Origin of the sequence: Exiguobacterium sp. RIT452 (genome assembly GCF_003598705.1) — a bacterium.
In the GTDB taxonomy this organism is placed as follows: domain Bacteria; phylum Bacillota; class Bacilli; order Exiguobacteriales; family Exiguobacteriaceae; genus Exiguobacterium_A; species Exiguobacterium_A undae.
In genome coordinates, this window is the sequence record NZ_QXJB01000006.1 from 70,999 (window position 1) to 85,658 (window position 14,660).

The 14,660-nt window shown below is 48.9% G+C and carries 16 protein-coding genes; 8 read left to right on the plus strand and 8 right to left on the minus strand.

The features are described 5' to 3' along the window. Positions 1 to 15: 15 nt before the first annotated feature. Positions 16 to 1,002: a phosphate acetyltransferase gene (gene pta / locus D3D03_RS13015; RefSeq protein WP_119923787.1), complete on the minus strand. Its 987-nt coding sequence runs from the start codon at positions 1,000 to 1,002 to the stop codon at positions 16 to 18. 343 nt (positions 1,003 to 1,345) lie between these two features. Here pta and hemQ point away from each other — a divergent pair, with 343 nt between their 5' ends. Then, the gene (gene hemQ / locus D3D03_RS13020) at positions 1,346 to 2,122 is read left to right on the plus strand and encodes a hydrogen peroxide-dependent heme synthase (protein ID WP_119923788.1); all 777 of its coding nucleotides are present in this window, start codon (positions 1,346 to 1,348) and stop codon (positions 2,120 to 2,122) included. A gap of 93 nt (positions 2,123 to 2,215) precedes the next feature. Next, positions 2,216 to 2,365 (plus strand): hypothetical protein, encoded by a 150-nt coding sequence (locus D3D03_RS16830; protein ID WP_012369127.1) that lies wholly within the window; start codon positions 2,216 to 2,218, stop codon positions 2,363 to 2,365. A 140-nt stretch (positions 2,366 to 2,505) separates the two neighbouring features. On the opposite strand, the gene D3D03_RS13025 is transcribed toward D3D03_RS16830, so the two are convergent. After that, positions 2,506 to 2,874, minus strand: a complete 369-nt coding sequence (locus D3D03_RS13025; RefSeq protein ID WP_026830583.1) for a DUF423 domain-containing protein — start codon at positions 2,872 to 2,874, stop codon at positions 2,506 to 2,508. Continuing rightward, a complete protein-coding gene (locus tag D3D03_RS13030) occupies positions 2,871 to 3,482 on the minus strand; it encodes a trimeric intracellular cation channel family protein (protein WP_014969240.1) in 612 nt (203 codons plus the stop codon). The genes D3D03_RS13025 and D3D03_RS13030 overlap by 4 nt, the downstream gene beginning before the upstream one ends. 165 nt (positions 3,483 to 3,647) lie before the next feature. Between D3D03_RS13030 and D3D03_RS13035 the strand changes: the two genes are divergently transcribed. The 4 genes from D3D03_RS13035 (at position 3,648) to D3D03_RS13050 (ending at position 8,077) form a co-directional block, all read left to right on the plus strand. Beyond that, the gene (locus tag D3D03_RS13035) at positions 3,648 to 5,276 is read left to right on the plus strand and encodes an ABC1 kinase family protein (RefSeq protein ID WP_119923789.1); all 1,629 of its coding nucleotides are present in this window, start codon (positions 3,648 to 3,650) and stop codon (positions 5,274 to 5,276) included. A 136-nt stretch (positions 5,277 to 5,412) separates the two neighbouring features. Then, positions 5,413 to 6,264, plus strand: a complete 852-nt coding sequence (locus tag D3D03_RS13040; protein ID WP_026834205.1) for a GRP family sugar transporter — start codon at positions 5,413 to 5,415, stop codon at positions 6,262 to 6,264. 18 nt (positions 6,265 to 6,282) lie between these two features. Beyond that, positions 6,283 to 7,068: a glucose 1-dehydrogenase gene (locus D3D03_RS13045; protein ID WP_026834206.1), complete on the plus strand. Its 786-nt coding sequence runs from the start codon at positions 6,283 to 6,285 to the stop codon at positions 7,066 to 7,068. Between the two features lie 37 nt (positions 7,069 to 7,105). Then, positions 7,106 to 8,077 (plus strand): cation diffusion facilitator family transporter, encoded by a 972-nt coding sequence (locus D3D03_RS13050; RefSeq protein ID WP_026834207.1) that lies wholly within the window; start codon positions 7,106 to 7,108, stop codon positions 8,075 to 8,077. A gap of 72 nt (positions 8,078 to 8,149) precedes the next feature. Here D3D03_RS13050 and D3D03_RS13055 read toward each other — a convergent pair whose 3' ends face one another. The 4 genes from D3D03_RS13055 to D3D03_RS13070 all read right to left on the minus strand — a co-directional run bounded on the left by D3D03_RS13055 (position 8,150) and on the right by D3D03_RS13070 (position 10,293). Next, positions 8,150 to 8,890, minus strand: coding sequence for a thermonuclease family protein (locus D3D03_RS13055; protein ID WP_119923790.1), 741 nt, complete (start codon positions 8,888 to 8,890; stop codon positions 8,150 to 8,152). Positions 8,891 to 8,965: 75 nt separating this feature from the next. Beyond that, the gene (locus tag D3D03_RS13060; RefSeq protein WP_026834209.1) at positions 8,966 to 9,319 is read right to left on the minus strand and encodes a thiol-disulfide oxidoreductase DCC family protein; all 354 of its coding nucleotides are present in this window, start codon (positions 9,317 to 9,319) and stop codon (positions 8,966 to 8,968) included. Then, a complete protein-coding gene (locus tag D3D03_RS13065) occupies positions 9,316 to 9,966 on the minus strand; it encodes an SDR family NAD(P)-dependent oxidoreductase (protein ID WP_026834210.1) in 651 nt (216 codons plus the stop codon). The genes D3D03_RS13060 and D3D03_RS13065 overlap by 4 nt, the downstream gene beginning before the upstream one ends. Positions 9,967 to 10,023: 57 nt before the next feature. Beyond that, entirely contained in the window at positions 10,024 to 10,293 is a 270-nt protein-coding gene (locus D3D03_RS13070) for a DUF5327 family protein (RefSeq protein ID WP_119923791.1), read from the minus strand. Between the two features lie 54 nt (positions 10,294 to 10,347). On the opposite strand from D3D03_RS13070, the gene D3D03_RS13075 reads away from it, so the two are divergent. Together D3D03_RS13075 and D3D03_RS13080 are read left to right on the plus strand one after the other, a co-directional pair. Then, positions 10,348 to 11,316 carry a Gfo/Idh/MocA family oxidoreductase gene (locus D3D03_RS13075; RefSeq protein ID WP_119923792.1) on the plus strand — a complete coding sequence of 323 codons (969 nt, stop codon included), beginning with the start codon at positions 10,348 to 10,350 and terminating at the stop codon, positions 11,314 to 11,316. A 35-nt stretch (positions 11,317 to 11,351) separates the two neighbouring features. After that, positions 11,352 to 13,013 (plus strand): glycerol-3-phosphate dehydrogenase/oxidase, encoded by a 1,662-nt coding sequence (locus D3D03_RS13080; RefSeq protein ID WP_119923793.1) that lies wholly within the window; start codon positions 11,352 to 11,354, stop codon positions 13,011 to 13,013. Between the two features lie 78 nt (positions 13,014 to 13,091). Here D3D03_RS13080 and bcaP read toward each other — a convergent pair whose 3' ends face one another. Further along, entirely contained in the window at positions 13,092 to 14,525 is a 1,434-nt protein-coding gene (gene bcaP, locus D3D03_RS13085) for a branched-chain amino acid transporter BcaP (RefSeq protein ID WP_026834214.1), read from the minus strand. Positions 14,526 to 14,660 lie beyond the last annotated feature (135 nt).

Here is a 14,660-nt window from a genome sequence, read left to right on the forward strand (position 1 = left end):
TTTTTCGAAAATGGCTTATACTTGGCGTTCTTCAACCGCTTGAGCAGCTGTGATGATCGCCAATTTGTAGACGTCCTCTTCGTTACAACCACGTGAAAGATCGTTGACCGGTTTGTTGAGACCTTGGAGAATCGGACCAATCGCTTCGAATCCACCGAGACGCTGGGCGATTTTGTAGCCGATGTTTCCAGACTCAAGGCTTGGGAAGATGAAGACGTTCGCTTGACCCGCAACATCTGATTCCGGTGCTTTTGATTTCGCGACACTTGGAACGAATGCTGCGTCGAATTGTAATTCGCCGTCGATTGCAAGTTCCGGCGCCCGTTCTTTCGCAAGACGTGTCGCTTCGACGACGCGTTCTGTTTCCGGTGATTTCGCCGAACCTTTTGTCGAGAAGCTGAGCAACGCAACTTTCGGCTCGATGCCGAATGTTTTCGCCGTTTTGGCAGAAGCGATGGCATTTTCAGCTAAATCGTTAGCGTCAGGTGCAATGTTGATCGCGCAATCGGCGAACACGTACTGCTCGTCGTCACGGACCATGATGAAGACACCTGATGTCTTTTTATAACCTTCTTGCATCTTGATGATTTGAAGTGCCGGGCGTACCGTATCGCCTGTCGCGTGCATCGCACCAGAAACAAGACCTTCTGCTTTGCCTGTGTGAACGAGCATCGTACCGAACGTGTTGACATCTTTGAGGATGACTTCACGCGCCTGTTCTGCTGTCGCTTTTCCTTTACGGCGTTCGACGAATGACGAAACCAGTTCATCAATTCCATCATATGAAGCCGGATCGATTGTTTCGAGATCCGTGACATCGATTTGGTTCGCAGCCGCTGTCTCTTCGATTTTAACGCGTGGTCCGATGACGATCGGTGTCACAAGACCGTCTTTTTTCAAACGGACAGCTGCACCAAGAACACGTGCGTCGATTCCTTCAGGGAAAACAATCGTTGGTTGGTGGGCTTTTACTTTTGTCTCAAGCATTTCGAATAATTGCATGATATTAGCTCCTTTTATGGCGAATAAGTGTCGGTTTTTGTTGTACGTTCATTCCAGTGTTCATTATACACAGTTCTGTTTCGTTATTAAAACAATTTGCAAAAAAGTGTGTTTTTCATTCCTGCGACTGACTTTTCGAATACTATTACAGTATTTTTTTCATATAGTACAGTTCCGGACATTCTGAAAATCTCACACCCTTTAAGAGCATACCCTGTTCCTTCGGGATATATGTCCGGTCCGCTTTTGAAATGAACCGTTTTCTTACGGGCAATTTGAAAAGATATGGTAAGATTGAACATGGATCAACCCGTTTACCATTCCAGATTCAGGAGGTTTTCTTATGCAACATCAATCATCAGAACCAACCGTTACGCAACAAGCCGCCGAAACACTCGACGGCTGGTATACATTCCATGATTTTCGCCGGATTGACTGGAGCCGTCTCAAGCAAGTCGAAGCTGCGGTCCGGACAAAGATGGTTCATGAATTCCAAGCTTTCTTGAGTGAACTCGCACAAGTCGAAGAACAAAAAGAAGGAAGTCATGCCCTCTATACGATCATCGGTCAAAAAGCCGACCTCGTCTTGATGGTGCTTCGTCCGACGATGGAAGACATTCAAGCCGTCGAAGTCAAAATGCAGAAACTTGATCTCTACGATTACCTGATCCCAACCTATTCGTATGTGTCTGTGGTCGAACTGGGGACATACCGTGGTTCAGGAGAAGGCAATCCGTATGAAAATCCATACGTCCGTGACCGCTTGTATCCAATTCTGCCAAAATCGAAGCACATCTGTTTCTATCCAATGAGTAAATCACGCCGCGACGGCGATAACTGGTATACCCTGTCGATGGAGAAACGGAAAGAGCTGATGTACCGTCACGGGATGATCGGTCGAAGTTATGCCGGCAAGATTCAACAAATCATCGGCGGATCAACTGGATTTGACGATTGGGAATGGGGCGTCACGCTCTTCGCCAACGATATTCTCCAGTTCAAGAAAATCGTCTATGAAATGCGCTTTGACGAAGTCAGCGCGAAATACGGCGAATTCGGTGAGTTCTTCATCGGGAATCGTCTGGAGTCTACCGATCTCGAAGCACATTTCGCACTTTAATCTGCTAAATCACGTTTCATAGAAAAACCCTACGGGAATATACTCTTTGCGGCCACAAAAACTGTCAGATTTGTACCTGAAGGAGGAATTACCATGGGGAATGCTATGAACCGATCAACGCGATCGCGTGAATTGCAATTCGCTGTGCTTTCAAAAGAGCTAAAGCCAGTCGCGGAACGTGTACTGGATCGCTATGAGCAAGCATTATCGAAGCTAAATAAAACACAACCTGCAAAGCGCTGAGGCATCTGCTTCCATCGCTCTATATCGTACCGGTGAACAGACGATGTTCTGTTTGCCGGTTTTTTTGCGTTCATCAGAAAAGGATCTACCCGCTTCACGTTTCTCTGTTCGAGTCACGTGAAGCAAGTAGATCCTTACTGTTACAATCCTTTATACGCTCCGATGGCGACAAAAATCCAAGCCGCGATGAACAGGACACCACCAATTGGTGTAATCGCTCCCAGCTTCGTCACTCCTGTCAATGCCATCACGTACAGGCTGCCGGAGAAGAAGACGATTCCGGCGAGCATCAACCAGCCGGCCAGTGAAAATTGTGAAATCGACACTTTTAATAGCATGCCGCCCAGTGCCAAAATGCCAAGCGAGTGAACCATCTGATAGAGGACACCGGTTTGCCAGTTCGCGAGCATCCGCTCGGACAACATATCTTTTAACGCATGGGCACCAAACGCCCCGAGTGCCACTGCCATCATCATCGACAGTGCCCCAATCATGATTAAGATTTTCATTCTTTTTCTCCCCCTAAACGTCGTGCTGGTAAATTCCATTCATAATAATAGGATAGCATACGTAAAATCGTGATCAGCCCCAGTAATGTGAACAAATGGAGAGGATTGGTCAGTTCAAACCGATCGATGACGAGTGCCGCCATGACGGCCCACATCGCATAGATTTCTTTATGCAGGACCAGTGGTTTGCGACCGGCGAGCAGATCGCGGATCACTCCGCCGCCGACTCCCGTCAAGACAGCTGCGGAAATCGTTGCCGATAATGGCAATCCTTTGGCGGAAGCCATCAACGCACCTTGAATCGCAAACGCTGATAAACCGAGTGCATCAGCGAGCACTCCCCACCGTGTCCAGTGCGGTAAAAATAATTGCGGTAAAACGAAGATCAGCAAAGCGACTAAAATTGCGATTAAAAACAGACCGCCTTGCGACCAGAGCGCGGAGACCGGGACCCCAATCAGCAGGTTTCGGATGGCGCCGCCGCCAAATGCCGTGATCAACGCGAGTAACCACACGCCAAACAAATCATATTTTTCTTCCATCGCGACAATCGCGCCACTCATCGCAAACGCAACCGTTCCAATGATATTTAATAAGTCCCAGGACATACGCACATTTCACCTTTCCCATTAGAAATTCCAATACTTACTATACGCTCTTTTTTGATTCCGGCAAGCTTATTTTTTCTGTCACCGATTCAACCGTTTGTAAGTGACGTTTTTAGGTAAAGTAACCTATACTGAAACAAACTGTACAGGAAGCTAGGTGACCGTATGAAACGTTGGGCGCTTTATCGGATTTTCATCATCGTAACGATGTTCGCTCGTTACATTTGGACGATTTATCGATTCACCCGGAAGAACCGACCCGGTACGAATAACGAAGAATTCGAGCGGATCATGATTACGATCGCCCGTGATTATAAGAAAAAAGCCCTTCGTCTCGAAGGACTCCTCATTAAACTCGGACAGTTCCTGTCGATCCGGGCAGACTTGTTTCCTCCGTCTGTTTTAATGGAACTGACGGAACTCGTTGATAAAGTCCCGTCCAGCAAGCTTGGCGAATCCCGAAAAATCATCGAGGAGGACTGGGGAACGACAATCGAAGACATTGTCGACGATATCTCTCCTCGACCGATTGCCTCTGCTTCAATCGGTGAAGTCTACAGCGCGACCCTCAAATCAAACGGTCGCAAAGTCGCGATTAAAGTTCAACGACCGAACATCGAACAAATCATCAAAACCGATTTCCGGGCGATGCGCCTCGTCATCGCCATGCTCCGCCGGACATCACTCAACAAATCAACCGATTTACAGAGCCTCTACCGTCAGATGGTCTTCGTCATCGGAGATGAGCTGAACTACCGGACAGAATTAAAAAACGGTCTGTACTTCAAAAAGATGTACGAAACGAATCCCGTCATCTATATTCCGGATTACTTTGAAGAACATTGTACGAACCGTGTACTTGTCATGGAGTGGATCGAAGGTACCCGGATCACGGATCTCGAGTATTTAGAAAAACATAATATTGACCGGGACGAATTAGCCCGTAATCTGTTTTTAAATGCCGGTGAACAGCTGTTGTTCGGTGGAAAATTCCACGCCGATCCCCATCCGGGTAACGTCCTCGTCCAAGGTGACGGACGCATCGTCCTGCTGGATTTCGGAATGATCGGGGCGACGACCGCTGATGATATGCGGGCCATTCAACGTATCCTCCAGTCGTTCGTCACGCTCGATTACGATGCGATCGTCGACGGGCTCGAAGATTTACGGTTTTTGTTGCCAAACGCCAATAAACAAAACATCCGACAAGCGATTGAAAAAGCGGTCACCTTCTATCTTGAAAGTGACATGGAGAACGTCGATACGAAGTTGATTGAAAAAGTATTATCCGATATTGAATTACTTGTTCGAAATGAACCGATTCAACTACCGGCCGAGTTTGCGTTTTTCGGTCGGGCCGCCTCGACGATTCTTGGCATCCTGCAAATTTTATCGCCACAGATTAATTTACTGGACCTTGCGAAACCGATGGTCCGAAGATGGTTGGATGAAGAAGGCAAAAACCAAAATCGTTACTTACAAATCGCCGGTTCCTACGCAGCACGACTGCTTGCTTTCCCGCGCCTCGTCAACGATGCGCTCAGTGAGCCGACCCGCTGGCGTCTGTTTGAACAACAGAAGTTTTCCCGGGTCGCCAACATGGAATCGCTGAAGATCCGCCAGTGGACCAGTTCCCTCGTCGGGATCGTCAGTTTACCCGTCAGTTATGCCGGCTACTTCTTGGCACAGTATGATTTAATGGGCGCATCCCTTACCATTGCCATCATTGCTTTATGGAATGCCCGGCGCATCGGACGTCAGATTGTCCGGATTGCCGATGAACCGTTTAAATAACCGCCACAACGTCCTTTTAACAGGACGTTTTTTTATATTGAAATAACACTTTTCCGTTTTGGTATGTTTTTCGAATCTGTTCCTGGGGTACATCTTCAAGTAGATAGATACAAAACCAGAAGAGGTGAAACACTTGATTGATATCTTAATTGCGCTCGTACCAGCCTTGATGTGGGGGACACTTCCGTTAGTCGTCTCTAAAATCGGTGGTTCGACGGAGCAACAAATTATCGGAACGACACTTGGTGCATTGATTTTTGCCATCATCACCTTCTTTTTTGTCAGTCCTGAACTTTCCACAACGGCTTGGGTTGCCGGCTTCTTCTCAGGTGCTTTTTGGGCGCTTGGTCAGATGAACCAGTTTGCAGCCTTCAAACAGATGGGTGTCTCGAAGACGATGCCGATTTCAACCGGGATGCAACTTGTCGGGACTTCTTTGTTTGGTGTCCTCGCCTTTGGTGAATGGTCGAATCGGACCGCTTTAATTCTCGGCATCAGTGCGCTCGTCCTGATCGTCGCCGGAGCTGCTTTTACTTCCTATAAAGAAGACAAGAGCAAACAGGATGAGAACATCGGAAAAGGGTTGCTCCTGCTGTTGATCTCGACGGTCGGGTATGTCGGGTATGTCGTCATCGCCCGTTGGTTCAACATCAATGGTTGGGAAGCGGTATTGCCGCAAGCAATCGGAATGGTCATCAGTGCGATTCTGCTGTCACTTCGTAAAGGGAACTTGTTCACGAAGAAAACAGCCGGTAATACGATTGGTGGTCTCATGTGGGCCGTCGGGAACATCGCTTTACTGTTCGCTACAGCCAAAGTCGGTGTTGCAACCAGCTTCTCATTATCACAAACCGGAGTCGTCATCTCGACGATCGGTGGTGTCGTGCTCTTAAAAGAAGCCAAGACGAAAAAGGAAATGACGTTTGTCATCATCGGCTGTATCTTGGTCGTCGTTGGCGGAATCATGATTGGATTCACGAAACAATAATAAGGAGGAATTGATTTTATGTATAACAGTCTAAAAGGAAAAGTCGCCATCGTCACAGGCGGATCAATGGGAATCGGTGAAGCCATCGTCCGCCGTTATGCGGAAGAAGGCATGCGTGTCGTCATCAACTACCGGAGCCATCCGGAAGAAGCTACTAAAATCGCAGATGCCATCAAGCAAGCCGGTGGTGAAGCCATTACCGTTCAAGGTGATGTGTCAAAAGAAGACGATATGATCAATCTCGTCAAACAGGCGGTCGAGCATTTCGGACAACTCGACGTCTTCGTCAACAATGCTGGTGTCGAGATGCCGTCCCCGTCTCACGAAATGTCACTCGAAGATTGGCAAAAGGTCATCGACGTCAACTTGACCGGTGCTTTCCTCGGAGCACGTGAAGCACTCAAATACTTCGTTGAACACAACGTCAAAGGAAACATCATCAACATGTCGAGTGTTCATGAAATCATCCCTTGGCCGACATTCGTTCATTACGCTGCCAGTAAAGGCGGCGTCAAACTGATGACCCAGACACTGGCGATGGAGTATGCTCCAAAAGGGATTCGCATCAATGCGATTGGTCCCGGTGCCATCAATACACCAATCAACGCCGAAAAATTCGAAGACCCGAAACAACGGGCGGATGTCGAAAGTATGATTCCTATGGGCAACATCGGCAAACCGGAAGAAATTTCAGCGGTCGCCGCATGGCTTGCCTCTGACGAAGCGAGTTATGTCACAGGCATCACGCTGTTCGCAGACGGCGGCATGACACTTTATCCATCATTCCAAGCTGGACGCGGGTAACCCCCGCGTTTCTGCTCTATCAAGGGAGGAACCCCTCATGTCGAATTTTTTTACGCTGTTAAGGCGCGGAAATAAATCCGCCCTCGCTGCCGCCATCGTCAACACCATTATTGCCATTATAAAATTCGTCGCTTACATCTTAACCGGGAACATCGCCATGTTTGCGGAAATGATGCATACGATTGGTGACGCAGCCAACCAGTTTTTCGTGTACATCGGATCAGCTTTAAGTAAAAAAGCACCGACCAAACGGTTTCCGAACGGCTTCGGTCGCCTCGTCAACCTTGTCTTGCTCGCAGCGATTCTCGTCGTCGCGATCCTTGCCTATGAAACCATCCGCGAAGGGATTTTGCATATTCTGCATGCCCCGGGAGATAAGACAAGTGGTCTGTGGATCATTTTGACTGCACTCGGAATCGGTGTCGTCCTTGAAGTGGGTGTCTTCTATAAAGCGATGATTGAAGTCGGTCATGAAACCGGTCTGAAATCACGTGGTCTGACATTAGTCGGTCAAAGTTTTGCGAACTTGTCGCAAGCAAAACCTGCGACCCGTCTCGTCTTTATGGAAGATTTAGTAGCGACGCTTGGCGGTATAATCGCCATCATCGCGGTCTTGATTTCCCATTATACGTCGTTTTATCAAGCGGAGGGTATTGCTTCGATTCTCATCGGTCTGATGATGTTTTATGTCGTCTATAACGTCTTTATCCAAAATGCGGCCGGTGCCCTTGGCGAGATTGATGAAGTCTTGACGGCAAAAATCGGCGAAATCCTGATGCGCGATCCAGATGTGCGAGATATCGAAAAGCTGGAAGTCATCAAAGAAGGCGATCACTTCCATGTTGAAATCGAACTCGAAGTCGATCCGGGACTGACGATTGCTCAAGCAGACGATATTAAAGACCGTCTCGAGTTGCAAATCCGTATTCTCAAAGGCATCACCGATGTGACGATTGCCTTTGATGAAGATGATAAGATTCAACAGTATCAACCCCCGACGCAACCTTGATCACAACAGTAGCGTACATGTCAAAGAGGTACCTCCGATTTTTTCGGCAGGTACCTCTTTTGTGATGAACGTTTAATTGGCAGCCCGGATAAATCCTGCTTCTTTCGCTTCCTGTTCGCTGCAAAATATCTCTTCCGGATTCACTTCCTCGTATGAGCGTCCCCCTTCGACGTGATAGATTTTTTTCCCTTGACGGTTGATGTTGCCTTTGATGTTTTGACAGTCATCCGTTTGCTTCACCGGCTTCTCGGTCAGGACGGAAGCATCAAATCCACGCTCAGTCGCATAACCGGTCGTCTCCCAAACGCCGATCTTCTTCTCTTTTGCTTCTGCTTCAATCTCTTGAAACGTCTCGACGTAACGCGTATCCGGTTCATAAATATAGGCGACACGCGCCAGCCCCTGTCGAAGCAATTCCTGGTTGATCATCTTTCCGTCTGCCCAGACATACGCGAGCAGCCGTCCGTATCGATCTGTTTTCGATTGACCCCGTTCAATCAGGACATCACTGCCGGCAGGCAAGGCGTCTTTCGTAAAACGTGAAGCTTCCGGTCCATACGGTTGAACCGGTTTTTCCGGATTAACCGTTTCTGGTGTATCAACCAACAGCAGGCGGACATCTTCTGTCTGACCATTTTCCAGTCGGACTTTGACCGTATCGCCATCGATGACACGTTCGACGGTCGCTTGTGTCACCTTCTCCTCATCCGGCTGTTGAATCCCGGTCTGTGCATCCGGTTCCGGGTCAAGTGCACAGCCGGTTATGAACATAACGCCGATTATGAATAACATATAACTAATCCATCTTTTCATCTGAAAGTTCCTCTCCTATCCGATGACGAATCATGAAAAAAACGCCGACATGAGACACGTCGACGCTTTATTTCCTCAATTGATCCGGCAATCCGTCGTACAGCTGACGGGAATGACCCGATTTTTAGCGACGCGGTCATAGATTACTGCACCGACTCCGAGACGAATCGATAACGAGACAAACGGATACGCCGGTCGTAGAAACGGCAACGTCTTTGTCAGTAAACGAATACCATGAATCCCGGCATACCGGACACCTTGTTCGGTTTCGACATGCATCCGCTCGAGTAAAGCCGGCTGTTCAAACGTCCGGACTTGCCGTGCATCGATGAACGTCAACTGATCAAACCGATCCAGCTGTTCCAAGAACCGCTTGGATTTCTGACAAAGCGGACACCAGCCGTCAAAATAAACCGTCAACGTTCTCATTCGGCAGCCAGCACTTTTTCCACGTCCGTTTTGTTCGTATACAACGTATAGAAGGCTTCAGCCACGTTCTTCGGATCAAGCGCCGTTCCACGTTTGACTTCACCCGCAATTGTGACCGTACCAACGTAGACGTTGTCATCTTTTAACGTGTCATGCAGCATATGCGTCAACTGACGCACGCCGGCTTTCCCGATTGAGAGACCCGGCAGTGATTTGATGGCGTGAAGAGCGGCACCACCACCTGTGATGAGGATTGCTCCTTCTTTACGCGCAACCATATCCGGTGCAACGATTTGTGCGGCATGTAACGCCCCGAGCACATCGATTTCGAATTCTTTTGTAATCTGTTCTGCCGACACCTCAAGGACCGATGCCTGATGTAAAATCGAAGCGTTGTAGACGAGGACATCGATTTGCCCGTACTGATCTTTTGTCCATTCGACAAGCGATTCCAGATCCGTCCGGCGTGACGCATCACATTCGACGCCAACGGCTTCAATGCCTTGTTCCTTCAATTCCGTGATGACGGCAGCCAGTGTTTCTTGCGTGCGCGCAGCACAGACAACTTGAAAGCCTTCTTTTCCGAATCGTTTACTGATTTCGGCTCCGTTTCCTGGACCTGCTCCGATGACGATGACTGTTTTCATAATCTGTTCCCCCTTGTTTTTTGCTTCTACTCTATTCCCGGAATCAATTTGATTTACTCAAAAATCGAGTAAAGACGGTCCTTTTTCCTCTTTTTCCTGAGCCACTCCCATGAATCGGGCCAGCATCGGGTCAACTTCCGGCGTTGCCGGCTGGGATGTCGGAATCATGACAGATGCAGTCGTTTGTTCTGTCTGCGGTTGCTCCAATAACAATTCACAGTAGGCTTTCATGGCCGCAATGTGTCCCGTTTGATCGGTGCCGCTTGTCTGTTCAATCTTCGTCATCGTCTGTCGCATTTTTTCGATGACATGCTGTTCTGTAATCATCTTTCTCACCTCGTATGATAAATTGAATGTATTAACCGAAAAGGAAGTGTCCTTATGATCCGTACTGCTTTAGTTGGTTTTGGGCTTGCCGGCGAACATCTGCATGCTCCGTACATCACTGCTCCTGATTATCAGCTCGTTGCCGTCCAATCCAGTCGTCCGGAAGCCGTTGCCGGAAGTTATCCGGATGTGCCGGTTTATTCGTCACTCGAACAGTTATTGGCGTCGGAAACGATTGATCTTGTCGTCATCGCCACACCAAACGCCGAACATTATCCTCTCGCCAACACGGCACTTTTGGCAGGGTGTCACGTCTTGGTCGAAAAGCCCTTTACCGTCACCTTGGCTGAAGCCGAACAGTTGACGGATCTTGCACAAAAACAACAGCGTGTACTGACAGTTTACCATAACCGTCGTTACACAAAAGACTTCCGGACCTTACTCCAACTGGTCGAAGACGGCGAACTCGGACGGGTTCAGACGCTGGAAGCGCATTACGACCGGTATCGTCCGACTGTTCGGGCACGCTGGCGGGAACAAGACGTTCCCGGAGCCGGTCTCCTTTACGATTTGGGGTCACATTTGATCGATCAAGCACTGATGTTGTTTGGCGAGCAGCCCGACCGTGTCTTTTGTGATCAGACGATCCAACGTCCTGATGGTCCGGTCGAAGATTACACGCATCTGATCCTGACCTTCGGAACCCGCCGTGCCATCCTGCACATCGGATCGCTTGTGCCGGCTCCCGGTCCTTCGCTTGCCGTTCACGGAACAAAAGCCAGTTATTTCGTCGATCATGTCGATACGAAACAAGAGACATATACATGGGGCAGACCGGAACAACCGCTCGAAGCCCGTCCCTTCCTTGAATCCGGCTTTAAGAACTATTATCTTGATCTCGCAGCCGCGCTTCGAAACGAGGCACCACTGGCTGTTACGACAGAGCAAGCCCTGCTTGTCATGAAAATCATCGATTGTGCTCAAAAAAGCGTAAAAGAGGGTAAATGGATAGAAGTAGAATAAATTAATCCATTTCAGACGAACAGGGGGAAATATGCATGTTTTCAAGTACGGAACGAACAGCATGGCTAGAAGAGATGGGACAGGAACTGCTCGATGTATTGGTCATTGGCGGCGGAATCACCGGGGCCGGGATTTTACTGGACGCTCAAAGCCGGGGCATGCGGACCGGGTTGATTGAGATGCAGGATTTCGCAGAGGGAACATCAAGCCGTTCGACGAAACTCGTCCACGGCGGCTTACGTTACCTGAAACAATTTGAAATCAAGTTGGTCGCAGAAGTCGGAAAAGAACGGGCAATCGTGTATGAGAACGCCCCGCATGTCACGACACCCGAGTGGATGATGTTGCCACTTGTCGAAGGCGGCACGTTCGGCAGTTTTTCAACGTCAATCGGTTTACGTGTCTATGATCAACTGGCAGGAGTCCGGCGACATGAACGACGGACGATGTTGTCAAAAGAAGAGACGCTTCGTTATGAACCTCTTCTCCGATCGGAACACCTCGTCGGCGGCGGACGTTACGTCGAGTATAAAACGGATGATGCCCGACTGACCGTCGAAGTCTTAAAGGCGGCTGTCGGATACGGTGGACGCGCTGTTAACTACACGAAAGCGGAGTCACTCGTCTACCATAACGGAAAAGTCGTCGGGGTCGAAGTCCAAGACGTCTTAAGCGGTAAGACGTACACGATTCGTGCGAAAAAAATCATCAATGCAACAGGTCCATGGGTGGATGAGTTGCGCGAAAAAGACGGTTCAAAAGCCGGGAAATCACTTCACCTGACAAAAGGGATTCACCTCGTCATCGATCAGGCCCACTTCCCGTTGCAGCAAGCGGTCTACTTTGACGTCGCCGATGGACGCATGATTTTTGCGATTCCACGCGAAGGCAAAACGTACGTCGGAACGACCGACACGAATTACCAAGGGGATATTTTGGAACCCGGTGTCACGGAAGAGGACCGCGACTATATCCTCGACGCGACGAACCAGATGTTCAATGTCGAACTTCGTCCGGAACATGTGGAATCGACCTGGTCCGGATTACGTCCGTTGATTCATGAAGACGGAAAAGACCCGAGCGAATTATCACGGAAAGACGAAATCTTCGTCTCAAAATCCGGATTGATGTCTATCGCCGGCGGTAAATTGACCGGTTACCGGAAGATGGCCGAGCGGATCATCGACATGGTCGCTGATCAGTTCAAAGAGGAAGAAAATCGGATTTATCTGGCATCGCGGACCCACGATATCTTACTCGGTGGTGGCCATCCCGACGGCAGTAAAGGATTTGCCCGTTATTTAAAAGAACAGCAGCCAAAAGGCGAAGCCCTTGGACTGTCGCCGAAAGAAGCAACTTGGTTGATTCAACGCTACGGCACCGACGTCGAACGCGTCTTTGAATTGATTCGTTCGCGCGGCAGCGAAGCCGAACGGTACCAGTTGCCGTTACACTGGTTCGGCGGACTCTTGTACGGACTTGAAGCGGAACTCGTCATGCAACCGGGCGACTTCTTGAACCGCCGCGCTTCTGCCGTCTTCTTTGATTTCCCGAATGCCGAAAAACATGCTGACGGTGTACTCGCCTTGATGCGGAGTGAACTTGGTTGGTCAGCGGAAGAAGAAGCCAAAGCCAACGAAAGCATTCAACGGGAGTTTGACGCCGTTCGAATTAAAAGCTCGATTCCAGCACTCTGATGCATCATTGACGGAATTCTTCTTTGGTTGAAGTCATCACAACAGAAAAAATGCGACCCCTCTCGGGATCGCATTTTTTTATTTGTCGTCCGAAGCTGCGAATTCAGCTGCCGGCATATTTTCTGGAGACAATTTTGAATTCTTTCGAGCAAACGCAAAGTACAAGACAAGTCCAATCGCAAGCCAGATAAGGAATGCAATCCACGTCTCGAGTTTCAAGTTGAACATCAAGAAGAGACAAGAAGCGATTGCTGCAATCGGTACGTACGGCATACCCGGGCATTTGAATGCCCGCGGGAGATCCGGTTGTGTTTTACGAAGAATCAAGACAGCGACTGAGATCAAGACGAATGCTGCAAGAGTTCCCATGTTAACGAGGTTGGCGATGACGTCAAGTGGGACAAGTCCTGCGACGGTCGCACTTCCAAGACCAATCATCCATGTTGCTTTGAATGGTGTTTGGTATTTCGGATGAACTTCTGAGAACACTTTCGGGAACATTCCGTCACGAGAGATGGCGAACGCTAAGCGGACCATTCCGTATGTCATGACGAGAATAACCGTTGTAATCCCGAGGATGGCACCTAGATCGATGAATCCTGCAACCCAGTTTTGACCTGCCATTTGAATGGCGAGTGAGACCGGGTGGTCGACACCAGCAAACTGTTGGTAAGGAACGATCCCTGTCATGATGGCGGCGACGATGACGTAAAGCACTGTACACACTGCCAATGAACCGATGATTCCACGCGGTAAGTTCTTTTGTGGTTCCCGTACTTCTTCTGCTGCTGATGTAACGGCATCAAAGCCGATATACGCGAAGAAGACGATGGCGGCTCCTGAGAAGACGCCCCCCCAACCGAATGGAGTGAACGGAGCCCAGTTCGTCGGTTCGACATAGCCGACACCAACGACGATGAACAAGACGACGACGGCAAGTTTAATGACGACCATGATATTGTTGACACGTTTTGTTTCTTTAATTCCCATCGATAAGAGAGCTGTAATCGCAAGTAAAATCAAGAAGGCCGGTAAGTTAAAGAATGTTCTCGCTCCCTCCACTGCACCGGGAGCTGCTGAAATGGCTGTCGGAAGATGAATCCCGAATCCGCCGAGTAAAGATTGGAAGTAACCGGACCACCCTGCCGCGACGGCACTGGAGGCGAGTCCGTACTCCAGTATCAAGTTCCAACCGATGATCCAGGCAAAGATTTCACCCATCGTCGCATACGTATACGTATAGACGGATCCACTCACGGGAATCGTCGAAGCGAACTCCGCATAAGCGAGTGCTGCTAACCCACAGGCAATGGCAGATAAAATGAAAGAAACAATAAGACCAGGTCCTGCTGTCAATGCTCCTGTTCCGGTTAGGACGAAGATTCCCGTACCAATGATGGCGCCAATTCCTAAAAACGTTAAATCCATTGCGCCAAGATTTCGAGCAAGTCCACTGTTACGTTGACTCGCAGCAATCATAGCGGAAACATCTTTTTTCCGCGTCAAACTCATGATGATACTCCCCCTGTTGTGTGTTTAGTTCGTATTACAAAACATGTTTTGCAATTACTTAAACCAAAATTTACGAAGTTTTCAGATAAATTGATATAGGTCATTTGTACTATTTGCAAATTGATATCCGCTTAC

Excerpts from the sequence above, each read along its gene's own strand:
- pta (WP_119923787.1), bottom strand. The coding sequence starts at position 1,002 with ATGCAATTATTCGAAATGCTTGAGACAAAAGTAAAAGCCCACCAACCA.
- hemQ (WP_119923788.1), top strand. The coding sequence starts at position 1,346 with ATGCAACATCAATCATCAGAACCAACCGTTACGCAACAAGCCGCCGAA.
- D3D03_RS16830 (WP_012369127.1), top strand. The coding sequence starts at position 2,216 with ATGGGGAATGCTATGAACCGATCAACGCGATCGCGTGAATTGCAATTC.
- D3D03_RS13025 (WP_026830583.1), bottom strand. The coding sequence starts at position 2,874 with ATGAAAATCTTAATCATGATTGGGGCACTGTCGATGATGATGGCAGTG.
- D3D03_RS13030 (WP_014969240.1), bottom strand. The coding sequence starts at position 3,482 with ATGTCCTGGGACTTATTAAATATCATTGGAACGGTTGCGTTTGCGATG.
- D3D03_RS13035 (WP_119923789.1), top strand. The coding sequence starts at position 3,648 with ATGAAACGTTGGGCGCTTTATCGGATTTTCATCATCGTAACGATGTTC.
- D3D03_RS13045 (WP_026834206.1), top strand. The coding sequence starts at position 6,283 with ATGTATAACAGTCTAAAAGGAAAAGTCGCCATCGTCACAGGCGGATCA.
- D3D03_RS13050 (WP_026834207.1), top strand. The coding sequence starts at position 7,106 with ATGTCGAATTTTTTTACGCTGTTAAGGCGCGGAAATAAATCCGCCCTC.
- D3D03_RS13055 (WP_119923790.1), bottom strand. The coding sequence starts at position 8,890 with ATGAAAAGATGGATTAGTTATATGTTATTCATAATCGGCGTTATGTTC.
- D3D03_RS13060 (WP_026834209.1), bottom strand. The coding sequence starts at position 9,319 with ATGAGAACGTTGACGGTTTATTTTGACGGCTGGTGTCCGCTTTGTCAG.
- D3D03_RS13065 (WP_026834210.1), bottom strand. The coding sequence starts at position 9,966 with ATGAAAACAGTCATCGTCATCGGAGCAGGTCCAGGAAACGGAGCCGAA.
- D3D03_RS13070 (WP_119923791.1), bottom strand. The coding sequence starts at position 10,293 with ATGATTACAGAACAGCATGTCATCGAAAAAATGCGACAGACGATGACG.
- D3D03_RS13075 (WP_119923792.1), top strand. The coding sequence starts at position 10,348 with ATGATCCGTACTGCTTTAGTTGGTTTTGGGCTTGCCGGCGAACATCTG.
- D3D03_RS13080 (WP_119923793.1), top strand. The coding sequence starts at position 11,352 with ATGTTTTCAAGTACGGAACGAACAGCATGGCTAGAAGAGATGGGACAG.
- bcaP (WP_026834214.1), bottom strand. The coding sequence starts at position 14,525 with ATGAGTTTGACGCGGAAAAAAGATGTTTCCGCTATGATTGCTGCGAGT.